At 64.4% G+C, this 20,962-nt stretch carries 22 protein-coding genes; 20 read left to right on the plus strand and 2 right to left on the minus strand.

Annotation, left to right across the window (positions count from 1 at the left end):
* The first annotated feature begins 24 nt into the window (after nucleotides 1-24).
* Nucleotides 25-1,146 (plus strand): NAD(P)/FAD-dependent oxidoreductase, encoded by a 1,122-nt coding sequence (locus EU803_RS12480; RefSeq protein WP_165352831.1) that lies wholly within the window; start codon nucleotides 25-27, stop codon nucleotides 1,144-1,146.
* Here EU803_RS12480 and EU803_RS12485 read toward each other — a convergent pair.
* Complete coding sequence (locus tag EU803_RS12485; RefSeq protein WP_129683280.1) at nucleotides 1,130-2,200, minus strand: YeeE/YedE family protein; 1,071 nt, start codon at nucleotides 2,198-2,200, stop codon at nucleotides 1,130-1,132. The two genes, EU803_RS12480 and EU803_RS12485, sit on opposite strands and share 17 nt — an antisense overlap.
* A gap of 150 nt (nucleotides 2,201-2,350) precedes the next feature.
* Between EU803_RS12485 and EU803_RS12490 the strand changes: the two genes are divergently transcribed.
* From EU803_RS12490 to EU803_RS12500, 3 genes are all read left to right on the plus strand, one after another.
* Nucleotides 2,351-3,583 (plus strand): MFS transporter, encoded by a 1,233-nt coding sequence (locus EU803_RS12490; protein WP_129683282.1) that lies wholly within the window; start codon nucleotides 2,351-2,353, stop codon nucleotides 3,581-3,583.
* Between the two features lie 14 nt (nucleotides 3,584-3,597).
* Nucleotides 3,598-4,470, plus strand: a complete 873-nt coding sequence (locus EU803_RS12495; protein WP_129683284.1) for a 50S ribosomal protein L11 methyltransferase — start codon at nucleotides 3,598-3,600, stop codon at nucleotides 4,468-4,470.
* 103 nt (nucleotides 4,471-4,573) lie between these two features.
* Nucleotides 4,574-4,915 carry a hypothetical protein gene (locus tag EU803_RS12500; RefSeq protein WP_242494359.1) on the plus strand — a complete coding sequence of 114 codons (342 nt, stop codon included), beginning with the start codon at nucleotides 4,574-4,576 and terminating at the stop codon, nucleotides 4,913-4,915.
* A gap of 116 nt (nucleotides 4,916-5,031) precedes the next feature.
* Here the strand turns inward: EU803_RS12500 and EU803_RS12505 are convergent, their stop codons facing one another.
* On the minus strand, nucleotides 5,032-5,205 hold the full coding sequence (locus tag EU803_RS12505; protein ID WP_242494371.1) for a DUF1127 domain-containing protein: 174 nt from the start codon (nucleotides 5,203-5,205) through the stop codon (nucleotides 5,032-5,034).
* A gap of 368 nt (nucleotides 5,206-5,573) precedes the next feature.
* Here EU803_RS12505 and ruvC point away from each other — a divergent pair, with 368 nt between their 5' ends.
* From ruvC to EU803_RS12585, 16 genes are all read left to right on the plus strand, one after another.
* Nucleotides 5,574-6,083, plus strand: coding sequence for a crossover junction endodeoxyribonuclease RuvC (gene ruvC / locus EU803_RS12510; RefSeq protein WP_129683288.1), 510 nt, complete (start codon nucleotides 5,574-5,576; stop codon nucleotides 6,081-6,083).
* Complete coding sequence (gene ruvA / locus EU803_RS12515; RefSeq protein ID WP_129683297.1) at nucleotides 6,080-6,754, plus strand: Holliday junction branch migration protein RuvA; 675 nt, start codon at nucleotides 6,080-6,082, stop codon at nucleotides 6,752-6,754. The genes ruvC and ruvA overlap by 4 nt, the downstream gene beginning before the upstream one ends.
* A 9-nt stretch (nucleotides 6,755-6,763) precedes the next feature.
* Nucleotides 6,764-7,795 (plus strand): Holliday junction branch migration DNA helicase RuvB, encoded by a 1,032-nt coding sequence (gene ruvB, locus EU803_RS12520; RefSeq protein ID WP_129683735.1) that lies wholly within the window; start codon nucleotides 6,764-6,766, stop codon nucleotides 7,793-7,795.
* Between the two features lie 89 nt (nucleotides 7,796-7,884).
* A complete protein-coding gene (locus EU803_RS12525; protein WP_129683299.1) occupies nucleotides 7,885-8,529 on the plus strand; it encodes a hypothetical protein in 645 nt (214 codons plus the stop codon).
* The gene (gene thpR, locus EU803_RS12530) at nucleotides 8,526-9,074 is read left to right on the plus strand and encodes an RNA 2',3'-cyclic phosphodiesterase (protein ID WP_129683301.1); all 549 of its coding nucleotides are present in this window, start codon (nucleotides 8,526-8,528) and stop codon (nucleotides 9,072-9,074) included. The genes EU803_RS12525 and thpR overlap by 4 nt, the downstream gene beginning before the upstream one ends.
* 44 nt (nucleotides 9,075-9,118) lie before the next feature.
* Nucleotides 9,119-9,508: a tol-pal system-associated acyl-CoA thioesterase gene (ybgC, locus tag EU803_RS12535; RefSeq protein WP_129683303.1), complete on the plus strand. Its 390-nt coding sequence runs from the start codon at nucleotides 9,119-9,121 to the stop codon at nucleotides 9,506-9,508.
* Nucleotides 9,509-9,666: 158 nt separating this feature from the next.
* Nucleotides 9,667-10,341 carry a protein TolQ gene (tolQ, locus tag EU803_RS12540; RefSeq protein ID WP_207209198.1) on the plus strand — a complete coding sequence of 225 codons (675 nt, stop codon included), beginning with the start codon at nucleotides 9,667-9,669 and terminating at the stop codon, nucleotides 10,339-10,341.
* A 3-nt stretch (nucleotides 10,342-10,344) separates the two neighbouring features.
* The gene (gene tolR, locus EU803_RS12545; protein ID WP_129683305.1) at nucleotides 10,345-10,812 is read left to right on the plus strand and encodes a protein TolR; all 468 of its coding nucleotides are present in this window, start codon (nucleotides 10,345-10,347) and stop codon (nucleotides 10,810-10,812) included.
* A gap of 12 nt (nucleotides 10,813-10,824) precedes the next feature.
* Nucleotides 10,825-11,949, plus strand: a complete 1,125-nt coding sequence (locus tag EU803_RS12550) for an energy transducer TonB (protein ID WP_129683307.1) — start codon at nucleotides 10,825-10,827, stop codon at nucleotides 11,947-11,949.
* Between the two features lie 115 nt (nucleotides 11,950-12,064).
* The gene (gene tolB, locus EU803_RS12555; RefSeq protein WP_207209199.1) at nucleotides 12,065-13,393 is read left to right on the plus strand and encodes a Tol-Pal system beta propeller repeat protein TolB; all 1,329 of its coding nucleotides are present in this window, start codon (nucleotides 12,065-12,067) and stop codon (nucleotides 13,391-13,393) included.
* An 87-nt stretch (nucleotides 13,394-13,480) separates the two neighbouring features.
* Nucleotides 13,481-13,993, plus strand: coding sequence for a peptidoglycan-associated lipoprotein Pal (gene pal, locus EU803_RS12560; RefSeq protein ID WP_129683311.1), 513 nt, complete (start codon nucleotides 13,481-13,483; stop codon nucleotides 13,991-13,993).
* A 22-nt stretch (nucleotides 13,994-14,015) separates the two neighbouring features.
* On the plus strand, nucleotides 14,016-14,837 hold the full coding sequence (gene ybgF / locus EU803_RS12565; RefSeq protein ID WP_129683313.1) for a tol-pal system protein YbgF: 822 nt from the start codon (nucleotides 14,016-14,018) through the stop codon (nucleotides 14,835-14,837).
* Nucleotides 14,834-16,096: a tRNA lysidine(34) synthetase TilS gene (gene tilS, locus EU803_RS12570; protein WP_242494360.1), complete on the plus strand. Its 1,263-nt coding sequence runs from the start codon at nucleotides 14,834-14,836 to the stop codon at nucleotides 16,094-16,096. Before ybgF ends, tilS begins: the two co-directional genes overlap by 4 nt.
* A gap of 85 nt (nucleotides 16,097-16,181) precedes the next feature.
* On the plus strand, nucleotides 16,182-18,122 hold the full coding sequence (ftsH, locus tag EU803_RS12575) for an ATP-dependent zinc metalloprotease FtsH (RefSeq protein ID WP_129683315.1): 1,941 nt from the start codon (nucleotides 16,182-16,184) through the stop codon (nucleotides 18,120-18,122).
* Between the two features lie 267 nt (nucleotides 18,123-18,389).
* Nucleotides 18,390-18,974 (plus strand): MOSC domain-containing protein, encoded by a 585-nt coding sequence (locus EU803_RS12580; RefSeq protein WP_129683316.1) that lies wholly within the window; start codon nucleotides 18,390-18,392, stop codon nucleotides 18,972-18,974.
* A 222-nt stretch (nucleotides 18,975-19,196) separates the two neighbouring features.
* Nucleotides 19,197-20,873 carry a formate--tetrahydrofolate ligase gene (locus tag EU803_RS12585; protein WP_129683318.1) on the plus strand — a complete coding sequence of 559 codons (1,677 nt, stop codon included), beginning with the start codon at nucleotides 19,197-19,199 and terminating at the stop codon, nucleotides 20,871-20,873.
* Nucleotides 20,874-20,962 lie beyond the last annotated feature (89 nt).

Consider the following 20,962-nt stretch of genomic DNA (forward strand, 5'->3'; position numbering starts at 1 on the left):
CGCGATCTGGTCAGGATGGGCCGTATGACACGGCAACCTATCATCGTCGGCGCAGGGGCCGCCGGTCTGGCGGTCGCGGCCTGCCTGAAACAGGGCGGGCTGGACCCGCTGGTGTTGGACAAAGCCCCCCGGCTGGGCGGCGGCTGGCGGCATCACTACGACCGGCTGGTCCTGCATACCTCGCGCGGGCGGTCCGGGCTGCCGGGGATGGCGATGCCCGCCCATTACCCCCGCTATCCCACCCGCGCGCAGGTCATCGACTATCTTGAAGGCTATGCCGCCAAGTTCCGCATTGGCCCCCGATTGGGGGCCGAGGTCACGCGGGCGGACCGGTGCGGGCGGGCTTGGGCGGTGCATCTGGGCGACGAGGTGATCGAGACCCCCCACCTGATCTTCGCCACCGGGATCGCCATGATCCCTGAGCGGCCACCCCTGCCGGGAATAGACGGCTTTCCCGGCCCGGCTTTGCATTCCTCGGACTATCGCAATGCCGATGGCTTTGCGGGCAAGCGGGTTCTGGTCGTGGGGTTTGGCAATTCAGCCGGGGATATCGCGGTTGATCTGGCCGAAGGCGGCGCCAGCGTGGAGATGTCGGTGCGCGGGCCGGTGAATATTCTGCCGAAAGAGCTGTTCGGCATTCCGATCACCAGCTTTGGCATCCTGCGCAAGATCTTTCCCTACACGGTGGCAGATGCGCTGACCCAGCCTGTCGTGCGGATGAAGATCGGGCGGCCTTCGGACTATGGGTTGCAAGATCCGCCGAAAGGGCCGCTGTCGCAGATCATCGAGGAGGGAAAGATCCCCCTGATCGACATGGGCACGCTTGCGGCGATCAAGGCGGGACACATTGGCGTTCGGCCGGGGATAACCGGGATTGACGGCGGGCGGGTGACCTTTGCCGATGGGTCCGCGCAGGACTATGACGCGATCCTGCTGGCCACCGGATACCGGCAGGACCTGCGCCCGATCCTGGGCGCCCTGCCAGAGGCGTTGGATTTCGACGGCCGCCCGCTGGTCAGTGGCGGGCCCTCAGGCCTGCCGGGGCTGTGGTTTTGTTCCTACCATGTCTCGCCCTCGGGTCAGCTCGCGCAGATGGGGATCGAGGCGCAGGACATTGCCGATGCGATCCTCAGGCTGGGCGGCTGACGGCGGCCCCGCCCTTCTGGTCGACCACGAAATCGGTGATCATCCCGCCAATCCAGAAGGCGGTCAGCGCGGCCCAGGCCGTGCCCGCAAAGATCGACCCGCCGGTGACGCCCGCGCCAATGGCGCAGCCACCCGCCAGCATCCCGCCGAACCCCATCAGGGCGGCCCCGGTCAGCGCGCGGCGCATGTTCGCCTCTCCCTCGAACCCCTGAAACCGGAATTCCCGCGCCCAGAGCGAGGCAAGAAAGGCCCCGATGAAGACGCCGGGGACCAGCCCGATATCGAACTCCAGCACGGCATTACGATCCAGAAAGAACATCAGCGTATTGGCCGAGGGACCGGTAAAGGTGGCACTTTCGATCGGCATCGGGTCAAAGGATATCCGGGCCAGCGCCGAGGTCAGGACCCATCCCAGGGCCACGGCAAAGCCCACACCGGCCCCGAAGATCAGCCGCGACGCGCCGATCCGGTTCCGGCGCGAGATTTCAAGCGCAAGCAGCGCAGTCGCCACCCCGAATGCCAACCCGCCCCAGTTCGGCAGGTGAAGCGCGGCCAGAAGGTCAAGGTTGCGCCCCCCGTCGGTGATCCATAGGCCGGCGATTTTGTCCCGGACGGGTTTCAGCCAGCCCCCCATCGTCATCTGCGCCACCACCGCGAAAACAAGCCCCGAGACCACCGACCGCAGGTTTCCCGTTGCTGCCAGAACCAGCAGCCGTCCGGAACAGCCCCGCGCCAAGACCATGCCCACACCGAACATAAGCCCGCCGATGATCGCGCCAGACCAGCTGCCGGTGACGGCCATCATCCGCGCCTCTGGCACGTTGATCAGCCCCAGCAGATAGGCCCCCTGCACCCAGACCACCGCGGTTGAAAAGGTCAGCAGCCAGACCGCGACCTTGTCATCCAGCCTGCCCCGCGCAAAGGACACGGTCGCCGCCCGCAGGCAGAACCGCGACCTCTGTGCGGCCACCCCAAAGGTCAGCCCCGTGGCAAGGCCGAACAGGGCGGCAACGGGGGACTCTCCCAGCCAGTCGGTCAATGCAATCAGGTCCATGGCGCGCCTCCGGTCAATCGGTTCCGCGCGAAGCTATCTGCCTGTCCTTCGAACTGGTCTTTGATATAAATCAGAATGTGTTGATGAAATTGCCGGCGGTGTCACGCATTCACGCTCGCCAAGCAGGCAAAAACAACGTAATCCCCCGCCATGGCCCGGATCGTGAAACTTGCTGATGCCCGTGAATTGCCGTTCTGGCGACGGCCGGTGACGCTATTGTTCCTGATGGCCATGGCCATGCCGGTGGCCTTTTCGACATGGTCGGCGCTTTTAAACAACTTTGTCATCGAAGTTGCGGATTTCGACGGGTCAGATATCGGCTGGTTGCATACGGTGCGCGAAATCCCCGGTTTCTTTGCGATCGGCGTGATTGCGATCATCATGGTGATGCGCGAACAGGTTCTGGGCACCGTCGCCCTGCTGCTTCTTGGGGTGGCGACGGGGATCACGGCGTGGTTTCCCTCGATGGGCGGTATCCTGACCATCACCATGCTGTCGTCGATCGGGTTCCACTATTTCGAAACCGTCAACCAGTCGCTGCAACTTCAATGGATCGACAAGCTGCGCGCGCCGCAGATGTTGGGCTGGATACTCGCTGCCGGATCGGGGGCGACCCTCGTGGCCTACGGGCTGATCGTCCTGACCTGGGACGCGCTGGGGCTGACCTATAACACCGTCTACATGATTTCCGGCGGCTTCACCGCGCTGGTCGCGATCTTCTGCTACCTCGCCTATCCGCAGTTCGAGGCCCCGAACCCGCAGGTGAAGAAGATGATCCTGCGGCGGCGGTACTGGCTTTATTATGCGCTTCAATTCATGTCGGGCGCGCGGCGGCAAATCTTCGTGGTCTTCGCGGGCTTCATGATGGTCGAGAAATTCGGCTTCAAGGTCCACGAGGTGACCGCGCTCTATCTCATCAACCTTGTCGCCAACATGATCTTTGCGCCGCTGATGGGGCGGGTCGTGACCCTTTGGGGCGAGCGGCGGGCGCTGGTCTTTGAATATGTCGGGCTGGCAACGGTGTTCCTTGCCTATGGCGGGGTCTATTGGTTCGGCTGGGGGGTGGTCGTGGCGGCGACGCTGTATGTTCTGGACCATCTGTACTTTGCATTGGCGCTGGCGCTGAAGACCTATTTCCAGAAGATCGCCGATCCGGGTGACATCGCGCCAACCGCCGCCGTGGCCTTCACCATCAATCATATCGCGGCGGTGTTCCTGCCGGCGATGCTCGGCTACCTCTGGCTTGTTTCACCCGTGGCGGTCTTCGTGGCGGCGGCGGGCATGGCGATTGTGTCCCTGCTTCTGGCGTTGCTGATCCCGCGCCATCCCGAACCGGGCTTTGAAACCATCCTGACCCGTCCCGCGCCCGCGGCGGCGGCCTGACCGAAAGCTTTCCCATGTCGACCTTTACTGCCCTGACCACCGTTGCCGGACTGGATGCCGCCGAAGCCCTTGCCGAAGCCTGCGAGGCCTTGATGCCGGAACCGACCGGCGTCGGCACCTTCGAGATCGAAGACGGGTCGGGCCAATATGAGGTCGCCGCCTATTTCGTCGAAGCGCCGGACCTGGCCGGGCTTGCCCTGCTTGCCGCGGTCCACGGGGCAAAAGATTGGGTGGTGTCCGATGTCCCGGATCAGGATTGGGTCGCTAAGGTGCGCCGTGAACTGGCCCCGGTCGAGGCCGGGCGGTTCTTTGTCTATGGCAGCCATGACGCCGACAAGGTGCCCGCCGATGCGGTGCCCCTGCTGATCGACGCCGCGATGGCCTTTGGCACCGGGCACCATGGCACCACGCTCGGCTGTCTGCGGGCGCTGGACCGGCTGATTGCGGCGGGACAGGTGAAGCACCGGGTCGCCGACATCGGCTGTGGCACCGCCGTTCTGGCGATGGCCGCCGCGCGGATCTGGCCCGAACAGGTTATCGCCAGCGATATCGACCCGGTCGCGGTCGATGTGGCGCTTGCCAATGCGCGGGCAAACGGGCTGGACGGACGGCTGGCCTGTGTCGTGGCGCCCGGATTTGACGCGGCCGAGATCACGGACGCGGCCCCCTATGATCTTGTCTTCGCGAATATCCTGAAAGGTCCGCTGATCGCCATCGCCCCGGACATGGGACGGAACACGGGAATCGGTGGTCACGCGATTCTGTCCGGCATTTTGAACGAACAGGCGGACGAGGTAATCGAGGTTTATTCACGCCACGGTTTCAATCCTGCCCATCGGGAAGAGATTGTTGACTGGACGACCCTGACACTCCTCAAAATCTCCTAAAATGGTTTGAAACCAAGGGGGCTTTTGGGCCCGCGCCTTAGTTTTGACACATTCAGGCAGGATTTTGGACAACATGAGGTGGGGGCCTCATACGGAGGCTGCCATGGGACAATCCCAGCTCCAGTTCGATAGACGTATTCGTCGCCTTGAGAAAACCGCTGGTCGCCAGCGCAATGGGGTTCGTTATGTCGTGGGTCCGGATGGGCTCGTCGTCGCGAAGGCCCGTCGCCGCACCCCCAGTTTCCCGCTTCGTGGCCTGATGATCCTCGCCGGCGCGGCAATGCTGTTCAAAGCGTTCCTTTACGTGAACCTTGGCGGCATCACCTATAGCGAGCGCGTAGCCGAGCTTCAGCAGGGTTCGATCCTTGAGCAGGCAGGCGCCTGGATCATGCAGGCCGACCCGGCGACCCTCTGGATGGCCGAACAGATCAAATCCTTCCTCTGACCAACTGGCCCGGTTCGCGGGCCAGTCCACGACCGTACTAAACGAAAAAGGCCGCATCCTGTTGGATGCGGCCTTTTCGCTATTCCCTGTCCTGGGACAGGGATAGATATCTGCGATTAGAAGCGCAGGCCCTTCTGGGCGATGTCTTCGATGTCGCCGCGGCACAGGCCGATATCGTCCAGTTCACGGTTGGACAGCTGCGACAGGGCCTTGCGGGTGACGCGGGCGTCGTTCCAGGCGCGCAGGGTTTCGGCGGCATTGTAAAGACCAGCGATGGCGCGGTTGACCATCTGCGGGGCGGCGGAGCGGTTCGTGTCGATAGCGACCATTTCTTAATCCTTTAAGCGGGGCGCTGCTGCACTGCAGCGCGATTTGTTCGATGAGCGGCAAATAGGCGGGCAGATTTCGAAAAACCAGAGATCGTTTTGCATATGTGCCATGCAATGCGCGCATTCCTCTGAATTGCCATAAAGTCCAATAAATAAAGGGGCTTCGCCGGGGGCGAAAATGTCGTTTCCGTCATTTCGGATGGCGATTTTCGACCTCGATTGTGTCGCTTTTCCGATCGGCAAGGGGTTCGGACAATTTTATCTGTCTTGGCGTTTGTTCGCCTTTTGTGCTATCGGTGTTGCAAGAAGGACAACAAGGGCGGGCAGGGATGCGGGTGATCGGGATCGATCCGGGGTTACGAAACCTTGGCTGGGGAATCATCGACGTGGCCGGATCGCGGCTGTCGCATGTGGCAAACGGCACCTGCACGTCTGATGGCAAGGCCGATCTGGCAAGTCGTCTTTTGTCGCTTCATTCCCAATTGACCGAGGTGTTTGGGACCTATTCGCCCGATCTTGCCGCCGTGGAACAGACCTTTGTGAACAAGGATGCCGTGGCCACGCTGAAACTGGGTCAGGCGCGCGGGATCGCCATGCTGGTCCCCGCGCAGGCTGGGCTGAGTGTCGGAGAATACCTGCCCAACGCCGTGAAGAAGGCGGTCGTCGGGGTGGGCCATGCCGACAAGCGCCAGATCGACCACATGGTGCGGCTGCAATTGCCCGGGGTGCAGATCGCCGGACCGGATGCGGCGGACGCGCTTGCCATCGCCATTTGTCACGCGCACCATTGCCAATCGGCGGGCCACCTCTCCCGCGCCATCCAAAGGGCCAGCGCATGATCGGCAAGGTTTCGGGCCGTCTGGAGTATCGGGCCACCGATCACGTCCTGATCGACGTGCGCGGCGTGGGCTATATCGTCTATGTCTCGGACCGGACAATGGCCGGGTTGCCCCGCGCGGGCGAGGCGGTGGCGCTGTATACCGATCTTCTGGTGCGCGAAGACCTGATGCAGCTGTTTGGATTTCCGAGTCTCGTGGAAAAGGAATGGCATCGTCTGCTGACCGGGGTGCAGGGGATCGGCCCGAAGGCGTCGCTGGCCATCCTTGGCACGCTAGGCCCCGACGGGGTAAGCCGCGCCATTGCGCTGGGCGACTGGTCGGCGATTTCCAAGGCCAAGGGGGTTGGCCCCAAGACCGCCCAGAAGGTCATTCTGGAACTGAAAGACAAGGCCCCATCGGTCATGGCCATGAGCGGGTCATTGGCCGAGGCAACGGCGGATGACGCGGTGATCGAACCCAGCGCTTCCGCCCCAAGGTCCGCCGCGAAACCCGCCACAAAGCCTTCCCCTGCCAGCATGGCCCAGCCCGAGGCGCTGTCGGCCCTGCAAAACCTTGGCTACGGCCCGTCCGACGCGGCGGGCGCGGTGGCGCAGGCCTTGGGTGACAACCCGGACGCCGATACATCGGCGCTGATCCGCGCGGCCTTGAAGCTGCTGGCGCCGAAGGGGTAGGGCATGGATATGACCGACCCGGACCCGACCCTGCGCCCCGAACGCCGCCCCGAAGACGGCCCGCCCGAGACCGACCGCGCCCTGCGTCCGCAGGCGCTTGAGGAATTCATCGGACAGGCCGAGGCGCGGGCGAACCTGCGCGTTTTCATCGAAAGCGCCAAGATGCGCGGCGAGGCGATGGACCACACGCTGTTCCACGGGCCGCCCGGACTGGGCAAGACCACACTGGCGCAGATCATGGCGCGCGAACTGGGCGTGAACTTTCGGATGACATCGGGGCCGGTTTTGGCCAAGGCGGGCGACCTGGCGGCGATCCTGACCAACCTTGAGGCGCGGGATGTCCTGTTCATCGACGAAATTCACCGGCTGAACCCGGCGGTCGAAGAGGTTCTTTATCCCGCGCTGGAAGATTTTGAACTGGATCTTGTGATCGGCGAAGGGCCGGCCGCGCGGACGGTGCGCATTGAATTGCAGCCCTTCACCCTTGTCGGGGCCACGACCCGGCTGGGCCTGCTGACCACCCCGCTGCGCGACCGGTTTGGCATCCCGACCCGGCTGCAATTCTATTCGGTGGATGAACTGCACGAGATCGTCACCCGCGGTGCCCGCCTCTTGGGGTCGCCCGCGGACCCGGACGGCGCCCATGAAATCGCGGCACGGGCACGGGGCACGCCCCGGATCGCCGGGCGGCTGTTGCGCCGGGTGGTGGATTTCGCGCTGGTCGAAGGGGACGGGCGGGTGACCCGCGCAATCGCCGACCGGGCGCTGACCCGGCTGGGGGTGGACAAGCTTGGCCTTGATGGGGCCGACCGCCGGTATCTGCGCCTGATCGCCGAAAGCTACGGCGGCGGCCCGGTCGGGATCGAAACCCTGTCCGCCGCCTTGTCGGAAAGCCGCGACGCGCTGGAAGAGGTGATCGAACCCTACCTGCTGCAACAAGGGCTGATCCAGCGGACGCCGCGCGGGCGAATGCTGGCACAGGCCGCGTGGCGGCACCTTGGGCTGGACGCGCCAAAGGGGCAGGCGGGGTTGTTTGAGTAGCAAAGATGGCGCGGGCGCGCTCTTGCTACCGCCCTGTTTAGACGCGGACCATCTGGCGACTCGCCGTCCGCTTTGCTAGCACCCGTCCCATGTCTGAAGAGTTGTTGACCCCCGAGGCCGTCGCGGCCCTGTTCACCGGTGCCGACGGTGCCTTTCGTTTCGCCCGCTGGGGTCGCCCGATCGTTCCCGTGGTCTTCGGGGTCGAGGACCAGACGCTGGAGGTTTTCAAGGGCGCGGTTGAGGCCGTCGTCACCCTTGCCGGCCACAAGATGGCCGAGACAGATCCCGAACTGGGCGCGAACCTGATGGTGTTCTTCTGCCGCGACTGGGCAGAGCTGTCAGGGGTTCCGAACCTTGGCGATCTGGTGCCGGGGCTGGACGGGCTGGTGGATCGGTTGATCGCAGCCGAAGCCACCCAATACCGCACCTTCCGCATGGACGAGGCGGGCGCGATCAAGGTCTGCGTGGTCTTCATTCGCGTGGCCGGGGCAGTGGCGGATATGCCTGCCGATGCGCTGTGCCTGAGCCAGGCGGCGCAGATGATCCTTCTGTGGGGCGACCGGGCCTTTGCCGAAACATCGCCGCTGGCACTGGCCAAGGGGGTCGCGGTGCTGAAACCCGAGGTGGGCGCGGTGATCCGCGCGGCCTATGACCCGACCCTGCCTGCGGCCAGCAATGATCCGTCGCTGGCCCTGCGCCTGTATGCCCGGACGCTGACCGGGGGGGCGGCATGATCCGCGCGTTCCTTGCCCTGCCGTTGCCGGATGCGACTATCGCCGCCGTGACCCGCATGGCCGACAGGCTGGACATCGGCCGCGTCGTGCCGCCCGAAAACTATCACATCACGCTGGCCTATCTGGGCCAACAGCCCGAGGACAAGCTGGAGGAACTGCACCTGCGGCTGGAGGGGATCGGCACCGGCCCGCTGACCCTGACGGGGCAGGGGGTGGACCTGTTCGGTGGCGACAAGCCGCGCGTCCTGTTCGCCGCCATCGACCCGGACCCGGCGCTGGTTGCCCTGCGGGACCGGGTGCGCCGTATGGTGCGCATGTCCGGGATCGACCTGCGACACGAGAAATTCCGCCCCCATATCACCCTGTCGCGCCTGCCGGGCCGGGTCGACCCGGCCGAGCGCACACGGCTGGAGGCGTTTATCGCCCGCAACGCCGGGGTGCGGCTGCCGCCCTTCGATGTGCATGAACTGACGCTGTTCCAGTCGACCCTGCGGGACGATGCCCCCCTCTATACCCCGCTGGCCAGCTATCCGTTGACGGGCTGACCCCCGGCCCCTAGCGTCGGGGAACTGCAACCGAAGGCCAGCGCATGACCCACCGTTTCCCTGTTCGCGTCTACTATGAAGACACCGACCTTGCGGGCATCGTCTATTACGCGAATTACCTGAAATTCATCGAACGGGCCCGAACCGAATGGGTGCGGGAACTGGGGGTGAATCAGGCACGGCTGAAGGCGGAAGAGGGGATCGTTTTCGCCGTCCGGCGGGTCGAGGCGGATTATCTTCACCCCGCGCGGTTCGACGACGAACTGGTGGTCGAGACGGAGCTGGAGCAGATGACCGGCGCGCGCATGGTGCTGCGCCAGACCGTCCTGCGCGACGGAGAGCGCCTGTTTGCGGCCATCGTCACCCTTGTGGCCATCGGCCCGACCGGGGCACCCGCCCGCATTCCGGCCATCCTGCGCCAGCCGCTGCACTGATCCGGCGGCATTCCGCCGAAGCCCCGCCGGTTGAAACCTGCTGAAACGCGGACGTGAACGCGGCTCTATTGGCTTTGTGCGGCGAAATGCTGTAAATCTGCCAAGAAACACGAACCGGCGCACGTCAAAGCACCGGACACAATCGAGCGAGCAGGCTTATGGACGTTGCAACCGACTATACCATGTGGGCGCTTTTTGCCCGCGCGACCCTTATCGTCAAACTGGTGATGATCCTTCTGGTTCTCGCCTCTGTCTGGTGCTGGGCCGTGGTGATCGACAAGATCATCCAGTATCGCAAGGCCCGGGCCGAGGCGGCGGTCTTCGACCGGTCCTTCTGGTCGGGCGAGCCGCTGGACGAATTGTTCGACCAGATCGGGACGAGCCCCACCGGGCAAAGCCAGAAGATATTTGCCTCGGGCATGTTGGAATGGCGCCGCAGCCACCGGCAGGATGGCGGGCTGATTGCGGGGGCACAGGGCCGGATTGACCGCAGCATGGACGTGGCCATCGCCAAGGAAAGCGAACGCCTGCAAAAGGGCCTGCCGGTGTTGGCGACCGTCGCCTCGACCGCGCCTTTCGTGGGCCTGTTCGGGACCGTCTGGGGGATCATGAATTCCTTCATCGAAATCGCCGAACAGCAGAACACCAACCTTGCGGTCGTCGCTCCCGGTATCTCCGAGGCGCTGCTGGCAACGGGCCTTGGGCTTCTGGCAGCGATCCCGGCGGCGATCTTCTATAACAAACTGAGCGCCGATCAGGACCGCATCGTCGCGGGCTACGAGGCCTTTGCCGACGAATTCGCTACCATCCTGTCGCGCCAGCTGGACAGCTGACCGATGGGCGCCGCGATACAGAACCAGCAGGATGACGGGGGCAATCACCGCCGCCGTCGCCGCCGCAACCGGCCCATGTCCGAGATTAACGTCACGCCCTTCGTCGACGTGATGCTGGTGCTTCTGATCATCTTCATGGTGGCAGCCCCCCTGTCGGTCGTTGGGATCGAGGTGAACATGCCTGACACCCAGGCCGCCGCCTTGCCGCCCGATCAGGAAGAACCGCTGACCGTGTCCATTGCCGCCGATGGCACCCTTGCCATCCAGACCACGGAAACGGCCGAGGCCGAATTGGTCGCGAAGTTGCAGGCGGTACTGGCCGAACGCGACAGCGACCGGGTCTTCGTCCGGGCTGATGCCGCCAACAGCTGGGACAGGGTGGCCCATGTCATGGGCCTTCTGAATGCCGCCGGCTTCACCAACATCGGGCTTGTCACCGATGCCGCGACCCGTACGGGGTCGGACGGATAGGGCGGCCGCGCCGTGTCACCCGGTCAGTATATCTCGGGCGTCAGCCATGTCGCGCTGATCAGCTGGCTGCTGATCGGTTGGGGGCTGAATCATGAGCCGCTGGACTTCGAGGTGATCGAGGTCGCCATGGTGTCGGGCGAGGAGTATGACCAACTGGTGCGGGCCACCACGCCCAACCCGCTGCCCGACGCGCCCGATGCCCCCGCCGTGCCGGCGATCGAAGAGACGCCGACCCCCCCCGCGACCGAACCCGATGTCGCCCCGGCGCAGGATACACCATCCCCTACCGAGGCCCCGGCAGAGGAGGCGCCGCCGCCCGCGCCGCCTGCCCCGCCGACACCCCCGGCCGAGGTGCAGGAAAACGTGCCCGACCTTGTACAGCCGGTCGAGCCGCCCTCTGCCGCTGATCTGACCGAAAGCCCGCGTCCGGTCCCCCGCCCATCGCCGCGCATCGCCGACACGCCCGCCCCGCCGCCGCCACCCGAGGCCGAAACCGCGCCCGAGGTGCAGGTCGAGGTTGCGCCGGACGCGCAGGAAACCCCCGAGGTGGCAGAGGAAGCGCAAGAGGCAACCGCCCCGCAAGAGGCCGCCCCCGAAATCGTGACCGAGGCGGAAACCCCGTCCGGTGCGGTCGAAACCTCGGTCCGGCCGCGCAGCCGCCCGAACCGGCCCGCCCCGCAACCGGCGGAACCCGAAACCCGGACCGCCGAGGCCCCGGCCCCGGCGAACGAAGCGCCGCAGGAGGATGCCGTCGCGGCGGCCCTTGCCGATGCGCTGGCCAGTGCCCCGCAGCCGACCTCGGCCCCCGCAGGCCCACCGATGACCGGATCAGAGCGCGAGGCGTTCCGCGTCGCCGTCAACGGGTGCTGGAACGTCGATCCGGGTGCCGAATGGGCGCGGGTGACGGTGACGGTCGGCTTTGATCTGGGGCAGGACGGCAAGGTCGTCGGCAACACTGTGCGGCTTTTGTCGTCAACCGGTGGGACAGCGGCGCAGGCCGAAACCGCCTATCAGACCGCCCGCCGCGCCATTCTGCGCTGTCAGGGCAGCGGCGGCTATGACCTGCCCGCCGACAAATACGACCACTGGAAAGAGGTGGAAATCACCTTTGACCCCACCGGCATGAGGCTACGCTGATGCGGATACGGCAAGCTTCCGCGCATTTTCCCCCTGCACCGACAGGTGCGTTGTTATTGAATGTCAATGCCGACACAGGCTTTGACTGGACCCGATCCCGGACCCGAGGACCGAAATGATGAAACGACTACTGGCCCTGTTTCTTGCCCTTATGCTTGCAGGCCCCCTTGCCGCGCCCGTCATGGCGCAGAACGGCCCCCTGCGGCTGACCATCACCGATGGGGTGATCGAACCCTTGCCCTTTGCCCTGCCGGTGTTTCAGGCTGAAACCGCCGGTTCTGAACAGATGGCGGCGCAGATCAGCCAGGTGGTGGCCGACGATCTGGTCAACACGGCGCTGTTCCGGCAGATCCCGGCCTCTGCCTTCATCAGCCAGCATTCCAGTTTTGCCCAATCGGTGTCCTACGCCGACTGGCGCGCGATCAACGCGCAGGCGCTGATCACCGGGGCGGTGTCCGTTTCGGGCAATCAGGTGGTGGTGAAGTTCCGGCTTTATGATGTCTTCTCGGGGACCGAGATGGGCGACGGTCTGCAATTCGTGGGGTCTGTCGATGGCTGGCGCCGGATGGCCCATAAGGTGGCCGATACGGTCTACACCCGGGTCACCGGCGAAGGGGCCTATTTCGACAGCCGCGTGGTCTTTGTGTCTGAATCCGGGCCCAAGGGCGACCGGCAGAAACGGCTAGCGATCATGGACTATGACGGGGCCAATATCCAATACCTGACTGACAGCGCGGCCCTTGTTCTTGCGCCCCGGTTCTCGCCCACGGGCGACCGTGTGTTGTACACCAGTTTTGAAAGCGGCTTTCCCCGGATCAACGTGCTGGACGTGGCCAATGTCGGGCGGCAGCAAATCACGACCGCGCCGGGCGAGATGTCTTTCTCGCCCCGGTTCAGCCGCGATGGCCGGCAGGTGATCTACAGCCTGTCCAACGGCGGCAATACCGATATCTGGCGCACCGATCTGGCAACGGGCCAGAACACCCGCCTGACCAGCGCACCGTCGATCGAAACCGCCCCCAGCTTTTCGCCCGATGGCAGCCAGATCGTCTTCGAAAGTGACCGGTCCGGCAGCCCGCAGCTTTATATCATGTCCGCCGATGGCGGCGAGGCGCGGCGCATTTCCTTTGGCGACGGCCGCTATGGCACGCCGGTCTGGTCCCCGCGCGGCGACCTGATTGCCTTTACCAAGCAGAACGCCGGACGGTTCCACATCGGTGTCGTGCGCACTGACGGGTCGGAAGAGCGTCTGCTGACGTCCTCTTTCCTTGACGAAGGGCCGACCTGGGCGCCGAACGGACGGGTCATCATGTTCTTCCGCGAAACCCAGGGGGCCAGCGGGGCGCCGTCGCTGTATTCGGTCGATATCTCCGGGCGGAACCTGCGGCAGGTCGCGACCCCGTCTTTCGCCTCTGACCCCAGCTGGGGCCCGCTGCAACGCTAGCCATCGTCGGGCCGCATTCCCATGGGGGGCGGCCCGTGCTATCTTTCCGCCAATCGAGCACCAATAAGACCCAAAAGGACTTTACCCATGCGCACCCTGATGAAAGCGGCCCTGCTTCTTGTGGCCCTCTCCACCGCAGCCTGTACCAATCCCAACCGCTTTGGCGGAGGCAATACCGTTGACCTGAACGCCAATGGCGCCGACGGGGCCATGGGCGGCGTGAATGACCCGACCAGCCCGGCCTATTTCAGCCAGACCGTCGGCGACCGCGTGCTGTTCGCCGTTGACCAGTCGACCCTGACGCCCGAAGCGATGGTCACCCTGAACGGTCAGGCCCAGTGGCTGCTGACCAACTCTGACTACCTTGCCGTGATCGAGGGCCACGCTGACGAACAGGGCACCCGCGAATATAACCTTGCCCTTGGCGCACGCCGCGCGAACGCGGTCCGCGAATACCTGATTTCGCAGGGCGTCCCGGCGTCCCGCATCCGCACCGTGTCTTACGGCAAGGAACGCCCGATTGCTGTCTGTTCGGACGAAAGCTGCTACACCCAGAACCGTCGGGCCGTGACAGTGATCTCGATCGGGTCGCTAAGCTGATCGTTTCGTAAAGGGGGCCGCCATGTTCCGTTCCACCGCAGCCGCAATCGCCATCATGACCGGGCTGGCCCTGCCAGCCCCGGTCGCCGCGCAGGACCAGACCCTTGCCGATATCCGGCAAGAGCTTTCGGTGCTTTATGTCGAAATCCAGCGGTTGAAAGTCGAACTGTCCACCACCGGCGCCCCCACCACCCAGATCGGCGGCAATACCCCGCTGGAACGGCTCGACAGTATCGAGGCGCAGTTGCAATTGCTGACCTCGAAAACCGAAGAGCTGGAATTCCGGATCAACCGGATCACCGCCGATGGGACCAACCGGATCGGCGACCTTGAATTCCGGCTGTGTGAGTTGGAAGAGGGCTGCGATATCGGCGCGCTGGGCGACACGCCCAGCCTTGGCGGCATCGACAACGCGGTGTCGGTGCCCACGGCCCAACCTGACAATGGTGGCCCGGTTTTGGCGATCAACGAACAGTCGGATTTCGAACGGGCGGAGGCCGCCCTTTCGGCGGGTGACTTTCGCGGCGCCGCTGACCAGTTTGCGGCCTTTGTCCAGACCTACCCGGGCGGACCGCTGAACGCCCGCGCCCACTACCTGCGGGGCGAGGCGCTGGAAAGCATGGGCGAGATGACCAACGCCGCCCGCGCCTATCTGGAAAGTTTCTCGACCGATCAGGCCGGGGACACCGCGCCAGACGCCCTGTTCAAGCTGGGCTTTGCGCTTGGTGCGATCGGGCAGGTGCAGGATGCCTGCATTACCCTGGCAGAGGTCGGCACACGCTTCCCCGGAAGCGAGGCAAGCTTTGACGCGGATACCGCCCGCCGCACCTTTGGGTGCCAGTGACCGCTACAGCCGACGACACCGCCGCATTTGACGCCCAGTTGCGCCATTTCGTCGGCACCGCCCTCTTTCCAACAATGCCGGAACGGATTGCCGTCGCGGTTTCGGGCGGCGGCGATTCCATGGCGCTGCTGCACGTTGCCTACGAGGTCTTGCACGGCACCGACAAGGTGCTGGAGGCGGTGACCGTCGACCACGGATTGCGGTCTGACAGTGCGGACGAGGCCCGCGCTGTTGCTGCCTATTGCGAAGGGCTGGGGATCAATCACGCGATCCTGCGCTGGGACGATTGGGACGGGCGCGGCAATGTGATGGACGCCGCCCGCCGTGCCCGCATCCGCCTTATCGGCGCTTGGGCGAAGGGCAGGGGGATTGGCGGAGTCCTTTTGGGCCATACCGCCGACGACATCGCCGAAACCTTCCTGATGCGGCTGGCCCGGAAATCGGGACTGGACGGGTTGGCAGCGATGGACGTGCAGTTCGAACGGGACGGGATGCGCTGGGCGCGGCCCTTGTGGCAGCAAAGCCGCGCGGACCTGCGGAACTACCTGCGCCGGCACGAGGTGCCGTGGATCGACGATCCGACCAATGAAGACGACCGGTTCGACCGGGCCCGGACGCGCAAGGCCTTGTCGGCCCTGACAGAGTTGGGGATCGGGGTGGAGGAGCTGTTCCATTCCGCCGATGCCCTGCGCGGGGCGCGGTCCGCGCTGACCCATTACACGTCCGAGGCCGCGCGTGCCCACGTGACCATCGACGGGGGCGACGTCCTGATCCCGCGCCGGTCCCGCCCGCCGATCCACCCCGAGATCATCAACCGGCTGCTGGTCGCCGGGCTGCGCTGGGTCGGGCGCGGCGATTACCCGCCGCGCTGGTCGGCACTGGTGGAGCTGTCCGCCGGGCTGTCGCTGGTGGGCAAGCATACGCTGGCGGGCTGTCTTGTGACCGAACGCGACGGGGTGATCCGTATCAGCCGGGAATGGAACGCCGTGCGGGCCACCACCTGCCCGACAACAGGGGTCTGGGATGGCCGCTGGGCGGTTGATGGTCCCCATGCGCCGGGGTTGGAGGTTCGGGCGCTGGGCGAGGCCGTCAGGGATTGCCCGGATTGGCGCGACACCGGCCGGCCGCGCGACAGCCTGCTGTCCAGCCCCGCGATCTGGGACAAAGAGACCCTGATCGCCGCCCCGCTGGCGGGTTTCAATCCCGAATGGTCGGTGCGGATTGTCGCGGATTTCATGTCATTTCTGCATTCGCATTGAACAACCCCGCGCGATCCCTATTTTAAGTCGCAAGCACGGGGCGCGACTCTCGCCCCGGAAAAGCGGATTTCAAAGGAGTTCCCCCTTGGGCAACGCGCGCAATCTTGTCTTCTGGGTCGTCTTGTTTCTGATGATCCTCGCCCTGTTCAGCGTATTCAGCGGCGACAACAATACCGTCCAAAGCCGGATGCCCGCCTATTCGGAGTTCCTGTCCGAAGTGCGTGATGGCAGCGTGACCAATGTCACGATCGACGGAGAGCAGGTGGTGTATACCACGGCCTCCGGCAAATTCACCACGATCATGCCCGCGTCGCAGGAAACCACCGGTATCCTGATCGCCGAACTGACCGACCGTGGCGTGCCCTTCTCGGCGGAAAGCCAGGAACAAAGCACGTTCCAGACCTTCCTTCTGTCGCTTCTGCCCTTCCTTCTGCTCATCGGCGTCTGGATCTACTTCATGAACCGGATGCAGGGCGGTGGCCGGGGCGGCGCCATGGGCTTTGGCAAGTCCAAAGCCAAGCTGCTGACCGAACGGCACGGGCGCGTCACCTTTGACGACGTGGCCGGGATCGACGAGGCCAAGGAAGAACTGGAAGAGATCGTCGAATTCCTGCGCAACCCGCAGAAGTTTTCGCGCCTTGGCGGCAAGATCCCCAAAGGGGCGCTCCTGGTTGGCCCTCCGGGCACCGGTAAGACGCTGCTGGCCCGTGCCATCGCGGGCGAGGCGGGCGTGCCCTTCTTCACCATCTCGGGCTCTGACTTCGTGGAAATGTTCGTCGGTGTCGGCGCGTCCCGCGTCCGCGACATGTTCGAACAGGCCAAGAAGAACGCCCCCTGCATCGTCTTCATCGACGAGATCGACGCCGTGGGCCGCGCCCGTGGGGCCGGCTATGGCGGCGGCAATGACGAACGCGAACAGACATTGAACCAGCTTCTGGTCGAAATGGACGGGTTCGAGGCGAACGAGGGTGTGATCATCATCGCCGCCACCAACCGCCGTGACGTTCTGGACCCCGCGCTGCTGCGTCCGGGCCGGTTCGACCGTCAGGTCACGGTGCCGAACCCGGATATCAAGGGCCGCGAAAAGATCCTTAACGTGCACGCCCGCAAGGTGCCGCTTGGCCCGAATGTGGACCTGCGGATCATCGCCCGCGGCACGCCCGGCTTTTCCGGCGCCGACCTTGCCAACCTCGTGAACGAGGCGGCGCTGATGGCCGCCCGCATCGGCCGCAACTTTGTCACCATGGTCGATTTCGAAAACGCCAAGGACAAGGTGATGATGGGCGCCGAACGGCGGTCCATGGTGCTGACACAGGACCAGAAGGAAAAGACCGCCTATCACGAGGCAGGCCACGCCGTAGTCGGTCTGACCCTACCCAAGTGCGATCCGGTCTATAAGGCCACGATCATCCCGCGCGGTGGCGCGCTGGGCATGGTGGTGTCCCTGCCCGAGATTGACCGCCTGAACTGGCACAAATCCGAATGCGAACAGAAGCTGGCGATGACCATGGCCGGCAAGGCTGCGGAAATCCTGAAATACGGCGAAGACGACGTGTCGAACGGGCCCGCCGGTGACATCCAGCAGGCCAGCGCGCTGGCCCGGGCCATGGTGTTGCGCTGGGGCATGTCCGACAAGGTCGGCAACATCGACTATGCCGAAGCCCATGAAGGCTATCAGGGGAACACCGCAGGTTTCTCGGTCTCGGCCCATACCAAGGAAATGATCGAGGAAGAGGTGAAGCGCTTCATCGGCGAAGCCTACGATCGCGCCTTCCAGATCCTGACCGAAAAGAAGGACGAATGGGACCGTCTGGCGCAGGGCCTTCTGGAATATGAAACCCTGACCGGCGAAGAGATCGAACGGGTGATGCGCGGCGAACCCCCGCACCCCGACGACAGCGATGGCGGCAATGCCGCCGAGGCCGAAGAGAAGCCGTCGGTCGTCGCGATCCCCAAAGCGAAGTCCCGCAAGAAGTCCAAGCCCAAGGACGGCGATGGCGGGATGGAGCCGGAACCCACCGCATAAGCGAGCCGGTCCGGAACGATTGGAACCCCGAAACCTACGCAAGGTTTCGGGGTTTCCGTTTGCGCCTGGCGGCTGTTCCACAGCGTTTCGAGATTTCGTTGAAACACACGGAATCGCCTTTCCCGTATGAGCGCAGCGAAAGGCAGCGAACAAGCAATGCAATGCAGACTCGAAAGGCTTTAAGTGTCGGTCGTCGAGGCGCGTGATCCGGGTTGACACCTTTGCCCGGCTTTCGTCTGCTTTCGCGAAACCAAACAGGAGCCGCCGATGCCCGCCCTCGTCCCGACCGACCACTATGGAACGATCACCTGGCTGGGGGTGATGCACCACCGCGACGCGCCGGAACTGGACAGCCACCCGCTGACCGAAATGGCGCTGACCTGGGCGGGGAACCCGGACGATGTGCACGCGGGTGAAACCCGACCCTCGTGCAGCCGGGTCAAGTCGCAATACCCCAAGGGAACCGAGATCCGGAACACCCGGCAATTGTCTGTCGTCAGCGCCGAGGAACTGGCGGAAATCGCCGCAACACTCGGGCTGGACCAAATCGACCCGGCGCTTGTCGGCGCTTCGATCGTCGTCGAAGGTCTGCCGGACTTTTCGCACCTGCCCCCGTCCTCGCGGCTTCAGGCCGACAGCGGCGCAACCCTGACCGTGGATATGCAGAACCGGCCCTGCCAGTTCCCGGCCCTGACCATCGAAAAGGCCGCCCCCGGACACGGCAAGGCGTTCAAGCCCGCGGCCGAAGGCAAGCGAGGTGTGACGGCCTGGGTCGAACGGCCCGGACTGCTGCGGCTGGGCGATCAGCTGCGCCTGCATATCCCCGATCAGCGCGGCTGGATGCCCGGCTGATTCTTCGCCCTTTTCGGTTTTGAACCGCGCGGGGGCATCCACAGCCTTCAATAGAAAAAATCTATCAGTTCATTCCCTCCTGACGGTTTCCTTTCGGCAACAGACAGGGCGGGAACCGCCGATTCCCAGCGTAGAAATGTCGCAATCGCGGTGCAGGGGGCGTCGCTTTCTTTGTATGCAATGGGCGACGCAACTGTCTGCGGACACAGGGATACGACCATCATGAGCTACAAGACCGACATCGAAATCGCCCGCGAGGCCAAGAAGCGCCCGATTCAGGAAATCGGCGCCAAGCTGGGTATCGGCTCGGACGACCTTCTGCCCTACGGCCACGACAAGGCCAAGGTCAGCCAGGATTTCATAAACAGTGTTCAGGACCGGCCCAACGGCAAACTGATCCTTGTGACCGCGATCAACCCGACCCCGGCGGGCGAAGGCAAGACCACCACCACCGTGGGTCTTGGCGACGGTCTGAACCGGATCGGCAAGAAAGCCGCCGTCTGCATCCGCGAAGCGTCCCTCGGGCCGAACTTCGGGATGAAGGGCGGGGCCGCTGGCGGTGGCTATGCGCAGGTTGTCCCGATGGAGGACATGAACCTTCACTTCACCGGCGACTTCCACGCGATCACCAGCGCCCACAACCTGCTGTCGGCGATGATCGACAACCACATCTACTGGGGCAACGAGCTTGATATCGACATCCGCCGGGTCGCATGGCGCCGCGTTGTCGACATGAACGATCGCGCCCTGCGTCAGATCACCGCCAGCCTTGGCGGCGTGTCCAACGGTTTCCCCCGCGAAGCCGGGTTCGACATCACCGTGGCCTCCGAGGTCATGGCGATCCTCTGCCTTGCAACCTCGCTGGAAGACCTGCAGCGCCGTCTGGGCGACATGATCGTTGCCTACCGCCGCGACAAGTCGCCGGTCTACTGCCGCGACATCAAGGCCGATGGCGCGATGACCGTCCTTCTGAAGGATGCGATGCAGCCGAACCTTGTGCAGACGCTGGAAAACAACCCGGCCTTCGTGCATGGCGGCCCCTTCGCCAACATCGCGCACGGCTGTAACTCTGTCATCGCGACCACCACCGCGCTGAAGATCGCCGACTACGTCGTGACCGAAGCCGGCTTCGGGGCCGACCTTGGCGCCGAGAAGTTCATGAACATCAAGTGCCGCAAGGCCGGGCTTGCCCCCGATGCGGTCGTCGTCGTGGCCACTGTCCGCGCGATGAAGATGAACGGCGGCGTTGCCAAGGCTGACCTGGGCGGGGAAAACGTCGATGCCGTCAAGAAGGGCTGCCCGAACCTTGGCCGTCACATCGCCAACGTCAAATCCTTCGGTGTGCCGGTGATCGTTGCGATCAACCATTTCGTCACCGACACCGATGCCGAAATCGAAGCCGTCAAAGCCTATGTGAAGGAACAGGGGTCCGAAGCGATCCTGTGCCAGCACTGGGCCAAGGGCTCGGAAGGGACCGAGGAGCTGGCCAAGCGCGTGGCCGAAGTGGCCGATGCGGGCATGGCGAACTTTGCCCCGCTCTACCCCGACGACATGCCGCTGTTCCAGAAGATCGACACCATCGCCAAGCGCATCTACCACGCCGACGAGGTAATTGCGGACAAGAAGATCCGTGACCAGCTCAAGGAATGGGAAGCACAGGGCTATGGCAACCTGCCGATCTGTATGGCCAAGACGCAGTACAGCTTCTCGACCGATCCGAACTGGCGCGGTGCCCCCACCGGCCACACCGTTCCGATCCGCGAGGTGCGCCTGTCCGCCGGGGCCGGTTTCGTTGTCGTCATCTGCGGCGAGATCATGACCATGCCGGGCCTGCCGCGCGTCCCGTCGGCCGAAAATATCCGGCTGAATGACGAAGGCCTGATCGAAGGTCTGTTCTGACGATCGGCTTGATCTGAACAGGGGGCATGGCGCAAAAGGTGCCATGCCCCTTTTCAGTTCGGGCGACCAATTTCAGGGTGCCCCGTGGC

The organism is Loktanella sp. IMCC34160, assembly GCF_004145845.1.
Classification (GTDB): Bacteria; Pseudomonadota; Alphaproteobacteria; order Rhodobacterales; family Rhodobacteraceae; genus SELP01.

Bases quoted from the DNA above. Each gene is read 5' to 3' on its own strand.
- EU803_RS12480 (WP_165352831.1), top strand. From the start codon at position 25: ATGACACGGCAACCTATCATCGTCGGCGCAGGGGCCGCCGGTCTGGCG.
- EU803_RS12485 (WP_129683280.1), bottom strand. From the start codon at position 2,200: ATGGACCTGATTGCATTGACCGACTGGCTGGGAGAGTCCCCCGTTGCC.
- EU803_RS12490 (WP_129683282.1), top strand. From the start codon at position 2,351: ATGGCCCGGATCGTGAAACTTGCTGATGCCCGTGAATTGCCGTTCTGG.
- EU803_RS12495 (WP_129683284.1), top strand. From the start codon at position 3,598: ATGTCGACCTTTACTGCCCTGACCACCGTTGCCGGACTGGATGCCGCC.
- EU803_RS12500 (WP_242494359.1), top strand. From the start codon at position 4,574: ATGGGACAATCCCAGCTCCAGTTCGATAGACGTATTCGTCGCCTTGAG.
- EU803_RS12505 (WP_242494371.1), bottom strand. From the start codon at position 5,205: ATGGTCAACCGCGCCATCGCTGGTCTTTACAATGCCGCCGAAACCCTG.
- ruvC (WP_129683288.1), top strand. From the start codon at position 5,574: ATGCGGGTGATCGGGATCGATCCGGGGTTACGAAACCTTGGCTGGGGA.
- ruvA (WP_129683297.1), top strand. From the start codon at position 6,080: ATGATCGGCAAGGTTTCGGGCCGTCTGGAGTATCGGGCCACCGATCAC.
- ruvB (WP_129683735.1), top strand. From the start codon at position 6,764: ATGACCGACCCGGACCCGACCCTGCGCCCCGAACGCCGCCCCGAAGAC.
- EU803_RS12525 (WP_129683299.1), top strand. From the start codon at position 7,885: ATGTCTGAAGAGTTGTTGACCCCCGAGGCCGTCGCGGCCCTGTTCACC.
- thpR (WP_129683301.1), top strand. From the start codon at position 8,526: ATGATCCGCGCGTTCCTTGCCCTGCCGTTGCCGGATGCGACTATCGCC.
- ybgC (WP_129683303.1), top strand. From the start codon at position 9,119: ATGACCCACCGTTTCCCTGTTCGCGTCTACTATGAAGACACCGACCTT.
- tolQ (WP_207209198.1), top strand. From the start codon at position 9,667: ATGGACGTTGCAACCGACTATACCATGTGGGCGCTTTTTGCCCGCGCG.
- tolR (WP_129683305.1), top strand. From the start codon at position 10,345: ATGGGCGCCGCGATACAGAACCAGCAGGATGACGGGGGCAATCACCGC.
- tolB (WP_207209199.1), top strand. From the start codon at position 12,065: ATGATGAAACGACTACTGGCCCTGTTTCTTGCCCTTATGCTTGCAGGC.
- pal (WP_129683311.1), top strand. From the start codon at position 13,481: ATGCGCACCCTGATGAAAGCGGCCCTGCTTCTTGTGGCCCTCTCCACC.
- ybgF (WP_129683313.1), top strand. From the start codon at position 14,016: ATGTTCCGTTCCACCGCAGCCGCAATCGCCATCATGACCGGGCTGGCC.
- EU803_RS12580 (WP_129683316.1), top strand. From the start codon at position 18,390: ATGCCCGCCCTCGTCCCGACCGACCACTATGGAACGATCACCTGGCTG.
- EU803_RS12585 (WP_129683318.1), top strand. From the start codon at position 19,197: ATGAGCTACAAGACCGACATCGAAATCGCCCGCGAGGCCAAGAAGCGC.